This is a genomic window from Billgrantia hypersalina, from assembly GCF_052584175.1.
Window position 1 is genome coordinate 647,258 of the sequence record NZ_JBMIQI010000018.1, and the last position, 19,016, is coordinate 666,273.

General features: G+C 64.5%; 16 protein-coding genes. 1 reads left to right on the forward strand and 15 read right to left on the reverse strand.

What is annotated here, in order from left to right:
• Positions 1–12: 12 nt before the first annotated feature.
• The 4 genes from ACOJCM_RS17540 to ACOJCM_RS17555 form a co-directional block, all read right to left on the reverse strand.
• Positions 13–1,389 carry a DNA recombination protein RmuC gene (locus tag ACOJCM_RS17540; protein WP_445213352.1) on the reverse strand — a complete coding sequence of 459 codons (1,377 nt, stop codon included), beginning with the start codon at positions 1,387–1,389 and terminating at the stop codon, positions 13–15.
• A 63-nt stretch (positions 1,390–1,452) separates the two neighbouring features.
• Complete coding sequence (locus ACOJCM_RS17545; protein WP_445213502.1) at positions 1,453–2,961, reverse strand: aldehyde dehydrogenase; 1,509 nt, start codon at positions 2,959–2,961, stop codon at positions 1,453–1,455.
• Positions 2,955–4,364, reverse strand: a complete 1,410-nt coding sequence (locus ACOJCM_RS17550) for an aspartate aminotransferase family protein (RefSeq protein WP_445213353.1) — start codon at positions 4,362–4,364, stop codon at positions 2,955–2,957. Before ACOJCM_RS17550 ends, ACOJCM_RS17545 begins: the two co-directional genes overlap by 7 nt.
• 14 nt (positions 4,365–4,378) lie before the next feature.
• Complete coding sequence (locus ACOJCM_RS17555) at positions 4,379–5,146, reverse strand: gamma-glutamyl-gamma-aminobutyrate hydrolase family protein (RefSeq protein ID WP_445213354.1); 768 nt, start codon at positions 5,144–5,146, stop codon at positions 4,379–4,381.
• Positions 5,147–5,380: 234 nt separating this feature from the next.
• Between ACOJCM_RS17555 and ACOJCM_RS17560 the strand changes: the two genes are divergently transcribed.
• Positions 5,381–6,760, forward strand: coding sequence for a glutamine synthetase family protein (locus ACOJCM_RS17560; protein ID WP_445213355.1), 1,380 nt, complete (start codon positions 5,381–5,383; stop codon positions 6,758–6,760).
• A gap of 48 nt (positions 6,761–6,808) precedes the next feature.
• On the opposite strand, the gene ACOJCM_RS17565 is transcribed toward ACOJCM_RS17560, so the two are convergent.
• The 11 genes from ACOJCM_RS17565 to prfA form a co-directional block, all read right to left on the reverse strand.
• Positions 6,809–8,101 (reverse strand): NAD(P)/FAD-dependent oxidoreductase, encoded by a 1,293-nt coding sequence (locus ACOJCM_RS17565; RefSeq protein WP_445213356.1) that lies wholly within the window; start codon positions 8,099–8,101, stop codon positions 6,809–6,811.
• 40 nt (positions 8,102–8,141) lie between these two features.
• The gene (locus ACOJCM_RS17570; protein WP_445213357.1) at positions 8,142–8,978 is read right to left on the reverse strand and encodes an ABC transporter permease subunit; all 837 of its coding nucleotides are present in this window, start codon (positions 8,976–8,978) and stop codon (positions 8,142–8,144) included.
• 2 nt (positions 8,979–8,980) lie between these two features.
• On the reverse strand, positions 8,981–9,889 hold the full coding sequence (locus ACOJCM_RS17575) for an ABC transporter permease subunit (protein ID WP_445213358.1): 909 nt from the start codon (positions 9,887–9,889) through the stop codon (positions 8,981–8,983).
• Between the two features lie 51 nt (positions 9,890–9,940).
• Positions 9,941–11,017, reverse strand: a complete 1,077-nt coding sequence (locus tag ACOJCM_RS17580) for an ABC transporter ATP-binding protein (protein WP_445213503.1) — start codon at positions 11,015–11,017, stop codon at positions 9,941–9,943.
• 266 nt (positions 11,018–11,283) lie between these two features.
• Entirely contained in the window at positions 11,284–12,387 is a 1,104-nt protein-coding gene (locus ACOJCM_RS17585; RefSeq protein ID WP_445213359.1) for a polyamine ABC transporter substrate-binding protein, read from the reverse strand.
• Between the two features lie 191 nt (positions 12,388–12,578).
• Positions 12,579–13,925, reverse strand: a complete 1,347-nt coding sequence (locus ACOJCM_RS17590) for a glutamine synthetase family protein (RefSeq protein WP_445213360.1) — start codon at positions 13,923–13,925, stop codon at positions 12,579–12,581.
• 38 nt (positions 13,926–13,963) lie between these two features.
• Positions 13,964–15,259, reverse strand: coding sequence for an NAD(P)/FAD-dependent oxidoreductase (locus ACOJCM_RS17595; protein ID WP_445213361.1), 1,296 nt, complete (start codon positions 15,257–15,259; stop codon positions 13,964–13,966).
• A gap of 377 nt (positions 15,260–15,636) precedes the next feature.
• Entirely contained in the window at positions 15,637–16,386 is a 750-nt protein-coding gene (locus ACOJCM_RS17600) for a HesA/MoeB/ThiF family protein (protein WP_445213504.1), read from the reverse strand.
• Between the two features lie 5 nt (positions 16,387–16,391).
• Positions 16,392–16,892: an Lrp/AsnC ligand binding domain-containing protein gene (locus ACOJCM_RS17605; protein ID WP_445213362.1), complete on the reverse strand. Its 501-nt coding sequence runs from the start codon at positions 16,890–16,892 to the stop codon at positions 16,392–16,394.
• Between the two features lie 180 nt (positions 16,893–17,072).
• The gene (gene prmC / locus ACOJCM_RS17610; RefSeq protein WP_445213363.1) at positions 17,073–17,918 is read right to left on the reverse strand and encodes a peptide chain release factor N(5)-glutamine methyltransferase; all 846 of its coding nucleotides are present in this window, start codon (positions 17,916–17,918) and stop codon (positions 17,073–17,075) included.
• A complete protein-coding gene (gene prfA / locus ACOJCM_RS17615; protein ID WP_445213364.1) occupies positions 17,918–19,006 on the reverse strand; it encodes a peptide chain release factor 1 in 1,089 nt (362 codons plus the stop codon). The genes prmC and prfA overlap by 1 nt, the downstream gene beginning before the upstream one ends.
• Between the last annotated feature and the right edge of the window lie 10 nt (positions 19,007–19,016).

The following is a 19,016-nucleotide window of genomic DNA, read 5'->3' on the forward strand; positions in this document are numbered from 1 at the left end:
CAGGGACAGTAGCTAGTCCACAGCGCCCCCGTCCGGCACTGCCGTACGGGGGCGTTCGCTATCAAGCTCCAGCCCTGCCCGCTCGACCAGTTCGGCGGGGAGTTCCTTCTTTACTGCCACGCCCAGCTCCTGGAATTCGGCGGCCTGCTTGATCAGGTTGCCACGGCCATTGACCAGCTGGCCCATGGCGCGATCATAGCTGTCGCGTGCACCGTCGAGCCTGCTCTGCACCTCCTGCATACTCTCGAGGAACAAACGCAGCTTGTTGTAGAACTTCTCGGCACGGCTGGCGAGTTCGGCGCTGTGGCGGCTCTGGTCCTCGAAACGCCACAGCTGGCGTACCACGTTGAGGCTGGTCAGCAGCGTGGTGGGCGTGGCCACCAGTACATTGTGCTCGATGGCACGTTGATACAATGTCTCATCATGCTTGAGCGCCTCGACGTAGGCCGACTCCACTGGGATGAACATGACCACAACGTCGGGCGAGTTGAGCCCCGGCAGGTCGTAGTAGTGCTTGTCGGCGAGCTCGGCGATGCGCTCGCCTACCGCCGCGGCATGATCTGCCAGCGCCAGCTCGCGCTCGCGCTCGTCCTCGGCGTTGACGTAGCGCACGTAGGCGGCAAGCGAGGTCTTGGCGTCGATTACGAGATGGCGCCCCTGGGGCAGGTAGACCACCGCATCGGGGCGACGACGCCCTTCGGCGGTAGCAAAGCTCACCTCGCGCCGGTAATCCTTGCCGGCGCGCAGGCCGGAGCCCTCCAGCACGTTCTCCAGCATCAGCTCGCCCCAGTTGCCCTGGACCTTCTTCTGCCCCTGCAAGGCCTGGGTCAGGCGCTCGGCCTGATCGGTGATCTCACGATTGAGCGCCTGCAGGTGACGCAGCTCGGCGCGTAGACCGGCGCGCTGCTCGGTATCGTGGCGGTGGATCGTCTCGACCTTCTCGCGAAAACCCTTCATCTCGGCCTGAATCGGCTGCAGCAGTCCGCTGATACGCTGCTGGGAGAGCTCGGAGAAGGCCCGCCCCTTGCGCTCGAGAATCTCGTTGGCCAAGTTCTCGAATTCCTGGCGCAGCTGGTCGCGGCTGTCGCGCAGCAAGGCCAGCTGGGCCTCGAAGTGCTGCTGCTTCTGCTCGAGGGTGGTGGCCAGGCGCGCCTCGCGCACCTGGGTCTCGGCCAGTTCACTGTGCAGCTCTTCGAGCCGGCGTTCGCGCTCGTGAAGCCGTTCGCGCAGTTCGGCCTGCACGGAAATATGACGCTCACGCTCGGCCCTCCGCTGACGTGCGCCAATCAGGCTGGCCAGGCCGAAGGCGAGCAAGAACGCTACCAGCGCAGCAAGTACCATGGCATTGCCGATGGTCAGGGAGGTCAGCAGCTTTGGAAGATCGATCAAGAGGCTTTCTCCTGCAAGCGGTGCGGGCAGTATACCTGTCGCGGCCGCCCGCTGATCCCCGGATCAGTCCATCTGCAGCGACATCCACACACTCTTGAGTTCGGAATACTCCTCCAGGCTGTGGTGCGACTTGTCGCGCCCGTTGCCCGACTGCTTCACACCGCCGAAGGGCATGGTCTGGTCGCCCCCGGCCCAGTTGTTGACGAAGACCTGGCCCGACTGCAGCCGTCGCGTCACGCGCATGATGCGGTCGATGTCCTGGCTCCACAGCCCCGCCGCCAGGCCGTAGGGCGTGTCGTTGGCCATGGCGACCGCCTCGTCCTCGGTGTCGAAGCCGAACACCGCCAGCACCGGGCCGAAGATCTCCTCGCGGCCGATGGCCATCTGCGGCGTCACGCCGTCGAACACCGTGGGCGGGATGAACAATCCCGGGCCGTCGATGGCCTGGCCGCCGCTGCGCAGCCGCGCGCCCTCCTCCACCCCCTGGCGGACGTAGTCGAGAATGCGGCGATGCTGGGTCTCGTCGACGATGGCACCCATGAAGCTCTCGGGGTCGAGGGGGTCACCGGGTTGCATGGTCTCGGCCGCCTTCAGTACACGCTCGACGAATTCCTCGCGAATCGAATTTTCCACCAGCAGCCGGGAGCCCGCGATGCACACCTCGCCCTGGTTGTGGAAGATCGCCGCGGCGGCGTGGCTGGCCACCTGGTCGAGATCCTTGCAGTCGGCGAAGACGATATTCGGCGACTTGCCGCCACACTCGAGATAGACCCGCTTGAGGTTGGATTGGCCGGCGTACTGCATCAGCTGCTTGCCCACCGCAGTGGAGCCGGTGAAGGCCAGGCAGTCGACCTCCATAGAGAGCGCCAGCGCCTTGCCCACGGTATGGCCGTAGCCGGGCAGCACCTGGAACACGCCGCGGGGCAGGCCCGCCTCCCGGGCCAGCTGGGCCAGGCGCAGCGCGGAGAGCGGCGACTTCTCGGAGGGTTTCAGGATCACACTGTTGCCGGCGGCCAGCGCCGGGGCGATCTTCCAGGCCGTCATCATCAGCGGGAAGTTCCACGGCACGATGGCCGCCACCACACCGATCGGCTCGCGCAACACCAGCGCCAATGCGTCTTCGCCGGTGGGGGCCACCTCGCCGTAGAGCTTGTCGATGCACTCGGCCTGGTAGCGAATGCAGGCAATAGCGCCGGCCATGTCGCCCAGCGAACTGGAGATCGGCTTGCCCATGTCGAGAGTGTCGATCAGCGCCAGCTCGTGCTTGTGGGCCTCCATCAGCTCGGCCAGGCGCAGCAGGGTCTTCTTGCGCTTGGCCGGTGCCAGGCGCGACCACGCGCCACCGGCAAAGGCATTGCGCGCCGCTGCCACCGCGCGCTTGGCGTCGGGCTCGTCGCAGCTCGCCACCTGGACCAGGATTTCGCCGGTCGCCGGATTGCGCGATTCGAAGGTATCGCCGCTTTCGGCGTCGACGAAGGTGTCGTCGATGAAGGCGCGCGACTCGAAGGCGAGCTCGGCGGCCCTGGCCTGCCAGTCGGCCAGGGTACGGGGGGATGGCGTACGGCTCACGATGGGGTCTCCTCTGTGAACGGTTCGATGCTCTCGCGCCCGGCCAGCCGCCGCGCGGTCTCGTTCAACGCCGCTTCGGCCAGGTGCACCAGCTTGTCGACTTCGGCATGAGTGATCACCAAGGGAGGTGAGATGATCATCGTATCACCCACCGAGCGCATCACCAGGCCGAGGTCGAAGCAGATGTCGCGGCACAGGTTGCCGACGGCAAGCGACTTGGGGAAACGTTCGCCGCTGGACTTGTCGGCGACCAGCTCCAGCGCTCCGATCAACCCCAGCGAGCGCGCCTCGCCCACCAGCGGGTGATCGGCCAGCGTGGCCCAGCGCTTGGCCAGGTAGGGCCCGATGTCGTTACGCACGCGCTCAACGATACCCTCGGCCTGCATCAACTCGAGGTTCTTCAGCGCCACGGCAGCACAGGCCGGATGGCCAGAGTAGGTAAAACCGTGGAAGAACTCGCCGCCCTGCTCGATCAACGTCTCGGCCACCCGATCGCCCACCAGCACCCCGCCGATCGGCAGGTAGCCGGACGAGAGCCCCTTGGCGATGGGCATCAGGTCGGGCTCGAGGCCGTAGTGCTGGCTGCCGAACCACTCGCCCAGGCGGCCGAAACCGCAGATCACCTCGTCCACCACCAGGAGAATGTCGTAGCGCGCCAGCACCTCCTTCACCGCTGGCCAGTAGCTCGCCGGCGGGATGATGGCCCCGCCCGCGCCCTGTACCGGCTCGGCAATGAAGGCGGCGACGTTTGCCTCGCCGAGTTCGAGAATCTTGGCTTCGATCGCTGCGGCGCATTCGCGACCGAACGCGTCGGGGCTCAGCCTGATACCTGTCGAGTCGTGCCCCTCACCGAACCAGTAGGGCTGGCGCACGTGGGCGATCTTCGGCACCGTAGGGCCGCCCTGGGCGTGCATGGGCGCCATGCCACCGAGGCTCATGCCGGCGACCGTGGAGCCGTGGTAGGCATTCTCCCGAGAAATGAACCACTGCTTGTCGGGCCTGCCTTTCAGCGCCCAGAAACGGCGCACCATACGCAGCACGGTGTCGTTGGCCTCGGAGCCCGAGCCGGTGAAGAAGACACGATTCATATGCGCCGGGGCCAGCCGGCTCAGCGTCTCGGCCAGTTTCACCGCCGGTGGGTGAGTGCTCTTGAAGAAGGTATTGTAGTAGGGTAGCCGGCGCATCTGTTCGCTGGCCACCTCGACCAGCTCCTCACGCCCATAGCCCAGGTTCACGCACCACAATCCGGCCATGGCATCAAGAATGCGATGGCCCTCGCTGTCGTGGATGTAGACGCCTTCGGCGTGTGTGACGATGCGGCTACCCTCCCCTGCCAGCACCTTGTAGTCGGTAAAGGGGTGAAGATGATGTTCGCGATCCAACTGACGGTAGGTCTCGGTCTGCATGGGGCCTCTCCGGCTCAGGTAGTGAGCGGCTCTGCGATGGCCCGGCTGGTGTGGTAAGCACGGCAGGCGACAGCAAAGGCCTCGAACAGGGCGTGATAGAGCGGATGCTCCCGCACCCGCCACTCGGGATGCCACTGTACCGCCAGGGCAAACCCGCGCGCTTCGGTGATCGAGATCGCCTCGATCAATCCATCCGGTGCCAGTGCTTCCACCCTCAGCCCTTCACCCAACCGGTCGATGCCCTGCTGGTGCAGCGAATTCACCTTCGCGAGCGGCTCGGGATGAAGCGCTGCCAAGTGACCGCCAGGCTGAATCTCGATGTCGTGCGCCGGCGCATAGCGAGTCGCGTAGTCGGCTTCCGGCTCGCGATGATCGGAAAGACCGGAGACATTCTGAACCGCCTGGTGCAGCGTGCCACCGTAGGCCACGTTGATCTCCTGAAAGCCGCGGCAGATGCCCAGCAGCGGCAGGCCGCGCTGTATGGCGGCGGGAATCCAGGCCAGTGCGGCGGCGTCGCGGTGCGGGTCGTCGCGGGTGTTTTCCGGCGCGCGCTCGACACCATAGCGGGAGGGCTCGACATTGGAGTAACTGCCGGTCAGCAGCAGGCCGTCGAGGTGAGCGAGCAGATCGCCGTCCACGGCATCCTGCCATACCGGCAATACGACAGGCGCCAGGCCGTAGGCGCGGAGCGCACTCAGGTACTTGTCGGTCACCACGTGGGCGAGATGCCCCTCCACCTCGCGGCGGCAGGCAATGACACCCACAAGGGGTCGGCTTGGCATGGCAGTCTCCTTCACGAAACGAGAGGAACGAGAGTGTTGATTAAACTTTCCACCAATATCGAAGGAAAATCCACCCCAGTATTGAAACGATGCAATTAACCCAAGAATAATAAGAGTTTTCGCTAATAGAGCCAGCTTGACACGAAGCACGGCCGTAAAGGATTTGACAACAATTGCCGGGCGTCGAAAGATAAGGACAACCATGCCCATCGATAAAAACTTAGAGGTGCCGCCATGTCGCTGCTGCTCAGCGCCGACCAGGCCCGGGAATTTCTCGAGCGCCATCCCGACATCGACAGTATCGACCTGCTGATCAGCGACCTCAACGGGGTCATGCGCGGCAAGCGCATTCCGCGCGACAACCTGTTCAAGGTCTGCGAACAGGGCGTCAACCTGCCGGCGTCGGTCTTCGCCCTGGATATCAACGGGCATACCATCGAGGCGACAGGCCTGGGGCTTGCCACGGGCGATGGCGACCGTGTCTGCCGGCCACTGGCGGGCACCTTGGTGCCGACGCCGTGGTTGCGAGGCGGTCGCCAGGCACAGCTTTTGATGACCATGTTCGAGCCAGACGATACGCCTTTCTTCGCCGACCCTCGTCAGGTACTGTCCCGCCAATCGCTGCGCCTGCACCAACACGGCCTGACGCCGGTAACGGCCGTCGAGATGGAGTTCTACCTGGTCGACCGCGAGCGTACCCACGAGGGCCTGATACAGCCGCCGCGCTCACCGCGCAGCGGCGAGCGCGCTACTGAGAGCCAGCTCTACTCCATTGGCGAACTCGACGAGTACGCCGACTTCCTGGAGGACGTGCGCAAGGCAGCACAGTGCCAGGCATTGCCCCTGGATACGGCACTCAAGGAGTGCGCACCCGGACAGTTCGAGATCACCCTTGGCCACTGCGACGACGTACTCAAGGCCTGCGACAGCGCCGTACTGCTCAAGCGGCTGATCAAGGGCGTGGCTCAGAATCACGGCTTCGAAGCGACCTTCATGGCCAAGCCATATGGCCTCGAAGCCGGCAACGGCACGCATGTGCACCTCAGCCTGCTCGACGACAGCGGCCGCAACGTCTTCGCCGACACTGGCGGCGACCCGCTCGGCAGCACCACCCTGCATCAGGCCATCGCCGGCATGATAGCGCTGATGCCCGCCTCGATGGCGATCTGCGCGCCCAATCTCAACTCTTTCCGGCGCTTCCAGCCGGGGCTCTACGTGCCGATGACTCCTACCTGGGGCTTCGACAACCGCTCGGTCGCCTTGCGCATCCCATCGGGTGACAATCACGCGAGGCGCATCGAGCACCGCGTCGCCGGCGCCGACGCCAACCCCTACCTGCTGCTGTCCGTGCTGCTGGCCAGTATCGAGCATGGTATCCGCCAGCGACTGGTGCCGCCCGCCCCTGTGGAAGGCAATGCCTACGAGCAGTTCGACCCCACCCTGACCAACAGCTGGCACCAGGCCCTCGACCTGCTCGAAGCCAGCGAACCGCTAAAAAGTGCCCTGGACGACGACTTCGTCCATGTCTTCGTCGCCAACCGGCGCGCCGAGCGCGCCAATGCCTTGCAGGCCGTCAGCCAGATGGAATATGCCTGGTATCTCAGGCACGTCTAGACACGGGACGAGAAAGCCCGACCGCGGTCGAGGCGCGTCACCGGCACTTCACCAGCCTAGTCTGTCCCGCGTGGCGTAATACCAGGCGCCCAGTGCCGAGAGCGGCACGCGCAGCAGTCGCCCACCGGGAAACGGCAGGTGCGGCAGCCCGGCGAAGGCATCGAAGCGCTCACTCGCGCCGCGCATCACCTCGGCGATCAGCTTGCCGGCCAGGTGCGAGCAGGTCACCCCGTGCCCCGAATAGCCCTGGGCGTAGTAGACGTTGTCGTTGAGACGACCGAACTGCGGCAATCGGTTGAGCGTCATGAGGAAGTTACCGCTCCAGGCGTAGTCGATGCGCGTATCGGCCAGCTGAGGAAAGGTCTTGAGCATCTTGGGGCGAATGACCGCCGCGATGTCCGAAGGATCCTGGCCGCCGTAGTTAACGCCACCGCCGTAGAGCAGACGGCCATCGGCGGTGAAGCGATAGTAGTCGAGCAAATAGTTGCAATCCTCCACCGCCTTGTCGTGGGGGATCAGCTCGTGACGTAGCACTTCCGGTAGCGGCTCGGTGGTGATGATCTGGGTGCCGCAGGGCATCGACTTGCTCTCCAGCTCCGGCAACACCCCCTGCAGGTAGGCATTGCCGGCCATGACCACCCGCTGGGCACGTACGCTCCCCTGCGGCGTGCGCAAGGTCACCGTCGCGCCGTGACGTACCTCGAGCACGGGTGTTTGCTCATGGATCGTGCCGCCCAGCGACTCGAACGCAGCGGCCTCGCCCAATACCAGATTGAGTGGGTGCAGGTGGCCTCCGGAGTGGTCCACCAGTGCGCCGACATAGCGCTCGCTGCCGATCTCACGCTTGTAGGCTTCGCCCTCCAGCAGCTCCAACTGATGATTGCCGTAGCGCTCCCACAGCGCCTTGTGCTCTCGCAGCCCGTCGAGTTGCTTACGGTTGCAGGCGGCGAACACGTTGCCCTCCTTCAGGTCGCAGGCAATATCGTAGCCGGCGATGCGGTCGCGAATGATGCGATTGCCCTCGAAGGCCATGTCGCCCAAGGTCCGCGCGATGTCGGCGCCGTATCTGGCCTCGATCACGTCCATGTCGCGGCTGTAGCTGTTGACGATCTGGCCGCCGTTGCGACCGGACGCACCGAAACCCACCCGAGCGGTTTCCAGCACCACCACTCGATGCCCCTGCTCGGCGAGATGAAGCGCCGCCGAAATGCCGGTGAAGCCCGCCCCGACCACGCACACGTCACATTCGATATCGCCCACCACGGCGGGCCGCTCCGGTGCCGGGTTAGCCGTGGCCGCATAGTAGGAAGCCACATGCTCGGTGGCGGTAGTCAACGACATAACAGTACCTCACGTTCAGAAGGGAGCGGCTTGGTCGCGACTAGCGCCCCGCCGTCATATCCTGCAACATCGCCTGCTTGCGCCTTGCCTCGCTGCGCCGCATCAGGTACCAGGCGATAAAAGTGGCCAGCGATACCGCCAGGATGATCAACGTGGCCAGGGCATTGATCTTGGGCGAAACACCCAGTCGTACCGAGGAGAACACCACCATGGGCAGCGTGGTCGCGCCCGGGCCGGAAACGAAACTGGCGATTACCAGGTCGTCCAGCGACAGGGTGAAGGCCAGCAGCCAGCCCGCCGCCAGCGCCGGGGCAATCACCGGCAGGGTGATCTGAAAGAAGGTACGCACGGGCCTGGCGCCGAGGTCCATGGCCGCCTCCTCGATCGAGAGATCCACCTCGCGCAGACGAGAAGCCACCACTACCGCCACATAGGCGCTGCAGAAGGTGGTGTGCGCGATCCAGATGGTGATCATGCCGCGATCCGCTGGCCAGCCGATCAGCTGCGCCATATGCACGAACAGTAGCAACAGCGACAGTCCAGTGATTACCTCGGGCATCACCAGCGGCGCGGTGACCATGCTCGAGAGTGCGGTCTTGCCGCGGAAACGGGTGAAACGCACCATCACGAAGGCGGCCAGCGTACCCAGGCACACCGCCATCGAGGCGGAGAAGAAGGCGATGCGCAGGCTGGTCCAGATCGCCGAGAGGATCTGCCGATCGCGGAACAGCTCGACGTACCAATGTGCCGAAAAGCCCGCCCACACGGTGACCAGCCGCGACGAGTTGAACGAGTAGATCACCAGGATGATCATCGGCAGGTAGAGGAAGACCAGCCCGGCGACCAACATCAGTGTGGTGAAGGATGGCTTGCGCATGGTCAATCCTCCAGCTCGCGAGACTGGTAGCGGTGGAACAGGGCAATGGGCACGATCAGTATCGCCAGCATCACCATCGCCAGCGACGAGGCCACCGGCCAGTCGCGGTTATGGAAGAACTCCTCCCACAAAACCTTGCCGATCATTACCGTGTTGGGGCCGCCCAGCAGCTCGGGAATCACGTACTCGCCCACCGCGGGAATGAAGACCAGCATCGAACCGGCGATGATTCCGCCCTTGGAGAGCGGCAGGGTCACCTTGAGAAAGGTATTGAGCTTGCGCGAGCCGAGATCCGAAGCCGCCTCCAGCAGCGAGCCGTCGAGTCGGGTCAGGTTGGCGTAGAGCGGCAGTACCATGAACGGCAAGTAGGCGTAGACGATGCCGAGGATCACGGCGAAGTTGGTATTGAGCATGCGGATCGGCGAGTCGATCAGCCCGGCCCAGATCAGCAGGCTGTTGATCAGCCCGTTGTTGCTCAGAATGCCCATCCACGCGTATACGCGGATCAGAAAGGAGGTCCACGACGGCAGCATCACCAGCAGCAGCAGAACCAGCTGCCAGCGCGCCGGTGCTCGGGCCATGGCGTAGGCCATGGGATAGCCGAGCAGCAGGCACAGCACGGTGGCGAGCAGCGCGACCTTCACCGATCCCCAGTAGGCCGAGATGTAGAGCGTATCGGTGGTCAGGAACAGGTAATTGCCGAACGTAACGACAACATTGAGCGTCTGGTTGGCGTAGTCGAAGATGGCAGCGTAAGGAGGCACCGAGATGGCCGCCTCGGATAGACTGATCTTGAGTACGATGCCGAACGGCAGCAGGAAGAACAGGGTCAGCCACAGCAGCGGCACGGCGATGACCCAGCCACGACCGGGCTTGAGCAGCCGCCGCAGGCGAACGGAAACATTGGACATGCGGATCCCCCCTGGCGGGCCGTGAAAGCAGGACGGCCCGCACATTATCGCTCAGTCGTGCAGAATCACGGCGCTCTGCTCGTCCCAGTGGATGAACACCGGCTCGTCCCAGCGCGGCCGGTCGCCGCGCCGTTCGGTATTGGCCATGCTGGCCTTCACCAGGTGGCCGCTGTCGATGCGCACGTAGTAGACCGATAGCCCCCCCAGGTAGGCGATATCCTCGACGATACCGGCTGCCCAGTTAGTCTCCCCGCTTGGCCGCTCACGGGTCAGCCAGGTCTTTTCCGGGCGCACCGCCACCCATACCCTGCGTTCGTCCGCCTGGGTACTGACGCCGTGACCGATACGGATGACCCGGCCCAGCGAGGGACAGTCGATAAGGCAGTGGTCGACCTCGTCGACCGTGATCTCACCCTCGAACAGATTCACCGTGCCCACGAACTCGGCCACCATTCGATTGGCCGGGCTCTCGTAGACATCCATCGGCGTTCCCACCTGAGCGATCCAGCCGTCGGACATGATCGCCACGCGGTCGGCCATGGTCATGGCCTCCTCCTGGTCGTGGGTGACCATGATGCAAGTCACGCCGACCCGCTCGAGGATCTGCACCACCTCGAGCTGCATCTCGGTACGCAGCTTCTTGTCCAGCGCCCCCATCGGCTCGTCGAGCAGCAGCAGTTTGGGCCGCTTGGCCAGCGAACGCGCCAGGGCCACACGCTGGCGCTGGCCGCCCGAAAGGTGGTGTGGCTTGCGCCGGGCGAACGCTTCCATGTGCACCAGCTTGAGCATGTCTGCCACGCGCTCGTCGATCTCCCGGCGCGGCAGCTTGTCCTGCTTGAGGCCGAAGGCGATGTTCTGCGCCACGCTCATGTGAGGAAACAGGGCATAGGACTGGAACATCATGTTGATCGGCCGCTCGTAGGGGGGCATGGCGGTGATATCTTCGCCGTCGAGCAGGATCTGGCCCTCGCTGGGCTTTTCGAAGCCGGCCAGCATGCGCAGCAGCGTCGACTTGCCCGAGCCGGAACCGCCCAGGAGGGCGAAGATTTCACCGCGCCGGATCGACAGACTGACGTCATCCACGGCCAGTACGCCATCGAAGCGCTTGCTCACGCGGCGAATCTCCATCAATCCCTCTCCGCGGGCCGGCCGCGGCTTGCCAAGCCCCCCCTCGGCATGCGCCATGCTCTCGACGGTTCGTCGCGGTGGTTCCGAGGCTTGAGTTCGGGTCTGCGGCATCACAGCGTCTCCTGTGGAAAACAAGGATGAAGCGAAGGCTGAACCTGCCAGCCGCTGTGCCCGGGACCGAGCAGCTGACCCGGTGCTTGTCAGCCTGGCGGGCGCAGCGGAATGGCTGCCTGTGTGCCGGCCCCGGAGGGCCGGCATGCGAGGGGTTAGGTGCCGGACTTCACCCGGTTCCACGTGCGCGTGCGCACACGCTGCACGGCCAAAGGCTTCTCTACCTGGACGTACAGGTTGTCCATCACCTCCTGATCGGGATAGACGGAGGTGTCGTTGAGAATATCGGGGTCGAGGTACTCGTTGGCGGCGATGTTGGGATTGGCATACACCACGTACTCGGTGATCTCGGCGGCGATCTCGGGCTCGAGGATGAAGTTGATGAAGGCGTGAGCGTTATCGGGGTTGGGTGCATCGGCCGGAATCGCCATCATGTCGAACCACAGCGCCGCGCCCTCCTTGGGGATGGTGTAGGCGATCTCGAAGTCGCGCTCCGCCTCATCGGCGCGGTCGGCCGCCTGGAAGATGTCGCCGGAATAGCCCGCCGCCACGCAGATGTCGCCGTTGGCCAGGTCCGAGATATAGCGTGAGGAGTGGAAGTAGGTGATGTTGTCGCGCACCGCGGCGATCAGGTCGCCTGCCGCCTCGATGTCTTCGGTCTTCTCGGAAACCGGCGACAGGCCCAGGTAGGCCATGGCGGCGGAAAGCATGTCGTCGCCCGTGTCGAGCATGGCGATACCGCAACCGCCCTCGTTGAGCGCCGTGGTCACCTCGGGATCGAAGATAAGCGCCCAAGAGTCGGTCGGGGCATCCTCGCCGAGGATCTCGGTGACCCGCTCGACGTTGTAGCCGATACCGTTGGTGCCCCACATGTAGGGAATCGAGTACTGGCTGCCCGGATCGATCGATTCCAGCTGCTCCATCAATTCGGGATTGAGGTTCTCCATGTTGGGGAGCTTGTCGTGATCCAGTTCCTGGTAGACCCCGGCGCTGACCTGTCGGGTCAGGTAGTAGTTGGAGGGCACCACCACGTCATAACCGGAACGGCCCGCCAGCACGGCGGCGTCGAGTACCTCATTGCTGTCGTAGACGTCGTAGATCACTTCGATGCCGGTGGCCTCGGTGAACTTTTCCAGGGTATCCGGCGCAATGTAATCCGACCAATTGTAGACGCGGACCTCGTCGGCCTGAGCGGCAGTCGCGGCCATGGCCAGTGAACCCAGCGCAATGGCCAGGGACAGCTTGTTTCGACAGGACATGATGGCACCTCGTATTTGCATTGTTTTCGTCAGCCCGACCGAGCAGCCGGCCGGAGGTTTCTTCTCGCCTGTTTCATGGCCCGTCGTCCGAACAGCGGGCCGAACGGCGCAGCACGCCGCTTCCGAGCGCTCCCGTATCCTGAGCCTGGCCACGCCGGCCCCTCGCGACAAAGCGGGCCGGGCCCAGGGTACTAGACGCTCAGCAGCAGGAACTCCCTTTCCCATGAACTGATGACTTTCTTGAAGTTCTCGTTCTCCACCCGCTTGACCGCAACGTAGCCGGTCACGAAACGATGCCCCATGTAGCGTTCCAGCTCGGCGCAGTTTTCCATGCGCTCCAACGCCTGTTCGAGGGTAAACGGCAGGCGCAGGTTGCGCCGCTCGAAGGCACGCCCCTGCACCGGCGCAGAGGGGTTGAGTTTTTGCACCATGCCCAGGTAGCCGCACAGCAGGCTGGCCGCAATGGCCAGATAGGCATTGGCATCGGCGCCGGGCAGGCGATTCTCGATGCGCCGGCCTTGCGGCGAGGAGTCGGGTACGCGCAGCCCACAGGTGCGATTCTCCTCCCCCCACTCGACGTTGACCGGCGCCGACGTATCAGGCAGGAAGCGGCGGAAGGAGTTGACGTTGGGTGCCATCAGCGGCAGCGCCTCGGGGATGAACCGCTGCATGCCGCCGATATGGTGCAGGAAGAGCTGGCTCATGGAGCCGTCCTCGTTGGCGAACACGCTTTTTCCAGTCGTGGCATCCAGCACGCTCTGGTGGATGTGCATGGCGCTGCCGGGCTCGTTGGTGATCGGCTTGGCCATGAAGGTGGCCACGACGTCGTGTTTGAGCGCCGCCTCGCGCAGGGTGCGCTTGAACAGGAACACCTGGTCGGCCAGCATCAGCGGGTCGCCGTGACGGAAGTTGATCTCCATCTGGGCGGTGCCCTCTTCATGGATCAGGGTGTCGATGTCGAGCCCCTGAACCTCGCACCAGTCGTACATGTCCTCGAACAGCGGATCGAACTCGTTGGCCGCATCGATGGAGAACGACTGCCGGCCGGTTTCCTGGCGCCCGCTACGGCCAATGGGCGGCAGCAACGGCAGGTCGGGGTCCTCGCAGCGTTTGGTCAGGTAGAATTCCATCTCCGGCGCCACCACCGGCTTCCAGCCCTGCTCGGCATAGAGCGCCAATACTCGTTTCAGCTGGTTGCGGGAGGAGAGTTCGATGGGGTTGCCCATCTTGTCGTAGCAGTCGTGGATGACCTGGGCGGTGGGTTCAAGCGCCCAGGGGACCGGGTAGACCGCAGAGATATCCGGCCGGCAGAGCATGTCGATATCGGCGGGATCGAGCAGCGAGTAGTAGAGCTCGTCCTCCACGTAGTCGCCGGTGACGGTCTGCAGCAGCACGCTCTCCGGCAGGCGCATGCCCTTCTCGGCCATGAACTTGGAGACGGGCGTGATCTTGCCGCGGGCAATGCCGGTGATATCGCTGACCAGGCACTCCACCTCGGTGATGCGTCGCTCCTTCAGCCAGCTTTCCAGGTCTTTCATGGGAACCTCGTTGCGGCCCGTCCCGGGCATCTCGTTCGTTATAATCGGTCGCGCAGTTTGTAGAAAGTGGTTGCCAGAACCAGCAGCGGCGTACGCAGGCGATCGCCGCCGGGGAAGCGGCGATGCGGCATGGCGGCAAAGACATCGAAACGCTCGCTCTGCCCCGCTATGGCCTCGGCCATCAGCTGGCCCGCCATCCCCGCCAGTGCCATGCCATGCCCCGAATAGCCCTGGGCATAATAGATGTTATCGCCGATGCGTCCGAAATCCGGGGCGCGATTGAGCGTGATCGCCACGTCGCCGCCCCAGCGATAATCGATGCGCACCCCCTTGAGCACCGGGAACAGCCGAGCGATCTTGGCATCCATGCGCTGCTGCAGGCCACGGGGCTCGCGTCCATCGTAACTGACCTCCCCGCCATAGATCAGGCGCCGGTCAGCGGAGAGTCGATAATAGTCGAGTACGAAGTTGGCGTCGGAGATAGCGTCGTTCTGCGGCAACACCCGAGCGACCCGCTCTTCCCCAAGCGGCTCGGTGGCGACGATGTAGTTGGCCGCACGCATGACACGCCCCTCGAGCTCAGGCAGCAGGCGCCCCAGGTAGGCATTGGCGCCCACGACAACGAAATCCGCCCTGATCTCTCCCTGTCTCGTAACGACGGTGGCCGGCTGTCCACGGCGAATGTCCAGGGCCGGGCTGTGCTCATGAATGGTCACACCGGCCTGCTGGGCCGCTCGCGCCAGGCCCAGGGTGTAATTGAGAGGATGCAGGTGGCCGCCCTCGCTCTCGAAGAGGGCACCCGGATAGGCGTCGGTGACCACACGTTCGCGCAGCGCGTCTCCCTCGAGCCAGCGCAACGCCAGGTAATCGTAATCGCGAGCCATACGCTCCTGGTATTGCTGCATCTCCCTCACGTGACGCGGCTTCACTGCCGCATGCAGGTAGCCCCAGGCAAGGTCGCAGGGAATGGCATGGCGTTCGATGCGCGCGGCCGTGAGGCGCACCGCCTCACGGCTCATCTGCCATACCTCGCGCGCACGCTCGCGGCCAAGCACCTGCTCTACAGTAGCGATATCCGTCCCCAGGCCGGGCAGTATCTGGCCACCGCTGCGGCCGGAGGCACCATAGCCCAATTCGCGCGCTTCGAGCAGCATGACCGTATAGCCTCGCTCGGCCAGGTGCAGCGCCGCGGAGCAGCCCGTGATGCCGCCGCCAATGACGCAAACATCAACCCGCTGGTGCCCGACCTGCGGCGGACAGGGTTGCGCGAGACGTACCGTGAGCGAGTCGCGATAATAGGAGGCGGGGCTGTCGGTCGTTTCGCCAGTGGTCATGCAGCATTTCCTGAACAGGGGCCGGATCGCCTCTCTCGATAGGCGCTTTCAGTTCCGGCAGGGTTCGACGCGGTCAGGGAGTCGGCAGTCCCAGCTAGTCTGGCATCAAACCGCCCGAGGCTGTCAAGTATTCAATAACGAAAGCAGCCAACACAAGCTCACCTTTGACGAGAGAAGAACCGTTGGAAATACCGCAACCAGGCACTTCGTTGCGTCACTCAAGGAAATCGAGCCGAGCCGCTGCTACATGGACGCAACCACCCCACCATGTCAATTAAACACCATCACCACGGGTGACCCGAGCGAAAGACACCCCGATCGGGAGCCGACATTGCAGAATCAAGAGGAGGGCTGGCATGGCCCCCGCATGGCGCCGTTCAGTGCGTACCACAGACCGGACAGGCTGGATCGCGGGGCACATGGAAGTGGCGCCACTGCCCGCTCAAGCCATCGAAGGTGGAAAGGCCGCGGTGCACCGCGCCAGCACCGCACAATAGCTTGACCGCCTCCAACGCCTGGAAACAACCGATCAACCCGACCAGGGGGGCTACCACACCGTTCTCGGCACAGCGCAGCTCTTCGTCGTCCCCCTCTCCCGGTGGGTAGAGGCAAGCGTAACAGGGCGAGGAGGGATCGCGCGGATCGAACACCGCCAGCTGCCCCGAGAAGCGTATCGCCGCCCCCGAGACCAACGGCACCCCGGCCCGATGACAGGCGGCATTGATGGCATAGCGGCTGGAGAAGCGGTCGGTGCAATCGAGTACCAGATCGACCCCCGCGACGACCCCATGCAATGCCTCGCCGACCAGATGCTCGGCGATAACGCGGATGTCGCAGCTCGGGTTCAGCGCCAGCGCCGCCTCGCGGGCGGACTCCGCCTTGTTGCGCCCCAGGTCGGCCATGCCATGGGCGATCTGTCGCTGTAGGTTGGAGAGCTCCACGGTATCGACATCGGCGAGGGTCAGGTGTCCCACCCCGGCCGCGGCAAGATAAAGCGCCACCGGCGAACCCAGCCCACCGGCTCCTACCACCAGCGCACGCGAAGCCAGCAGGTTCTCCTGCCCCTCGATGTCGATCGCGTCCAGCATGATCTGCCGGCTGTAGCGCAGCAGCGCTTCGTCGTTCATTGCCATTACTTGCCTTCGAGCTCCTCGATGTCGGGAACGTAGAGCGAGAACTCCTCCTTGACCTCCTCCATCACCACGTAGCTCTTCGACTCCTTGACGCCGGGCAGGGTCAGCACCACGTCGCCCAGCAACTGGCGGTAAGCGGACATCTCGGGAATACGACACTTGAGAATGTAATCGAACTGCCCCGAGACCAGATGGCACTCCTGGATCTGTGGCAGTCGGGCCACGGCGCGCCGGAATTCGTCGAACACCGCCGGCGACTGGGTCTCGAGACTGATCTCGACGAACACCAGCAGATTGGCCTTGAGCGCGCGCGGATCGAGCACCGCCTTGTAGCCGCGTATGACACCGGCCTTCTCGAGACGCTTGACGCGCTCCAGGCATGGCGTGGTGGAGAGTCCGACCTGGGCGGCCAGGTCGACGTAGGAGATGCGGGCGTTGTCCTGCAGGCAGCGCAGGATCTTGAGGTCAATACGGTCGAGTGAGCGCGTCTTGGTTTTCATTATGGTGTCGAGGGATGCCGAATCAGGGTGAGTGAAGCGTCGCCATGACAGCAGATCGACCTGAAAAAGCGCGGTAATCAGGCGCGGTGCTGGTGTTCGGTCGCACAAACATGCCGACATTTGGAATTATTTCCTGAACAGATGTACCACAGCGACCGCCCACCCTCCAGTGGGACACCCTCAACGTTGGCTGGACCGCCGGCCGAACGTCACGCGTTCCTGGCCGCCCAGGTCCCGCCGGCTGGTTACCTCGACGTAACCGCAGGCCTCCAGCAATTCCCGAACGGCGCGCGCCTGGTCGTGGCCGTGCTCCATAACCAGCCAGCCGCCGGGTTCGATGTGGCCCAGGGCAGCCTCGCCGATAAGGCGCAGGTCAGCCAGCCCCGAATCCGCCGCCACCAGGGCACTTCTCGGTTCGAAGCGCAGATCACCCTGCCCCAGGTGCGGATCCTGCTCGTCGACATAGGGGGGATTGGCCGCCACCAGGGCAAAGCGCTCTCCGGCCAGCGCAGCGAACCAGTCGCTGACAAGGAAGCGCGCGTTGTCGATGCCCAATCGATTCGCGTTGGTGTCGGCCAGCGCCACCGCCTCTGGCACCCGGTCGATGCCAAGTACCTCCCAGCCCGACCGCTCGCTGGCGAAGGCCAGGGCGATAGCACCGGTGCCGGTGCCGAGGTCAAGCAGGCGGCCCGAGGCTTGTTGCGCCAAACCGAGCAACACTTCCACCAGGGTTTCGGTATCGGGCCGGGGGATCAGGGTGTGGGGTGACGTCGCCAGGGAGAGCCCCCAGAATTCCCGCTTGCCGGTGAGATAGGCCACGGGCTGACCCACCGCACGCGCTGCGATCAGCGCTTCGAAACGGGCCCGCGCGAACGTTGGTGCGATACGGTCGCCCCAGGTATAGAGCCAGGTGCGATCGACCCCCAGCGCATGGCACAACAGCACCTCGGCGTCGAGCCGCGCCGTGGGCGTGCGCGACCGCTCCAGGCGCTCAGCCGCCCATGCCAGCAAGGCATCGATACGCATCAGGCTTCCTGCTGCAGCGCCGCGAGCTGCTCGGCCTGGTGCTCATTGATCAGAGGCTCGACTACTTCATCCAGCTCACCGCTCATGACCTCGCCGAGCTTGTAGAGGGTAAGGTTGATGCGGTGGTCGGTCAGCCGCCCCTGAGGAAAATTGTAGGTACGAATGCGCTCGCTGCGGTCCCCGGATCCCACCAGGCTGCGCCGGGTGTCGGCTCGCTCGCGTTGATGACTCTCCACGGCGCTCTGCTTGAGCCGGGCGGCCAGCAGCGACATCGCCTTGGCCCGGTTCTTGTGCTGGCTGCGCTCCTCCTGGCACTCCACCACCACACCGCTGGGCAGGTGGGTAATGCGAATCGCCGAATCGGTGGTGTTGACGTGCTGCCCCCCGGCGCCGCTGGAGCGGAAGGTATCCACCCGCAGGTCGGACGGATTGATGTCGATGTCACCGACCTCGTCGGCCTCGGGCATCACCGCCACGGTACAGGCAGAGGTATGGATCCGCCCCTGGGACTCGGTGGCGGGCACCCGTTGCACCCGGTGAGCCCCCGACTCGAACTTCAATCGGGCATAGACGCCCTCGCCTTTCACCCGTGTGATGATCTCCTTGTAGCCACCCTGCTCGCCATGGCTGGCGCTGATCACCTCGACCTTCCAGCCTTGCCTTTCGGCATAGCGGGAGTACATGCGAAACAGATCGCCGGCGAACAGGGCCGCTTCATCGCCACCGGTACCGGCGCGAATTTCGAGGAAGACGTTGCGGCTATCGTCCGGATCCCGAGGCACCAGCAGCCGCTTCAGCCGTGCTTCCAGGTCGTCGAGCCGCTCCCGCCCTTCTTCGAGCTCCATCTGGGCCAGCTCGCGCATCTCGGCATCGCTGTCGCCGGCCAACTGCTCGGCATCCTCCAGGTCGCGCTCGGTCGCCCGGTAGTCGCGCCAGGCCTCCACCAGAGACTCGAGCTCGGCATACTCGCGCGAATAATCGCGAAAGCGAGGCTGATCGCTTATCACCTCGGGCTCCGCCAGCAGGGCGGCGAGCTCCTCGAAGCGTTCGACGAAGCCGTCGAGACGCTGGCGTAGGGTCGCTTTCATGGCGTGTCCT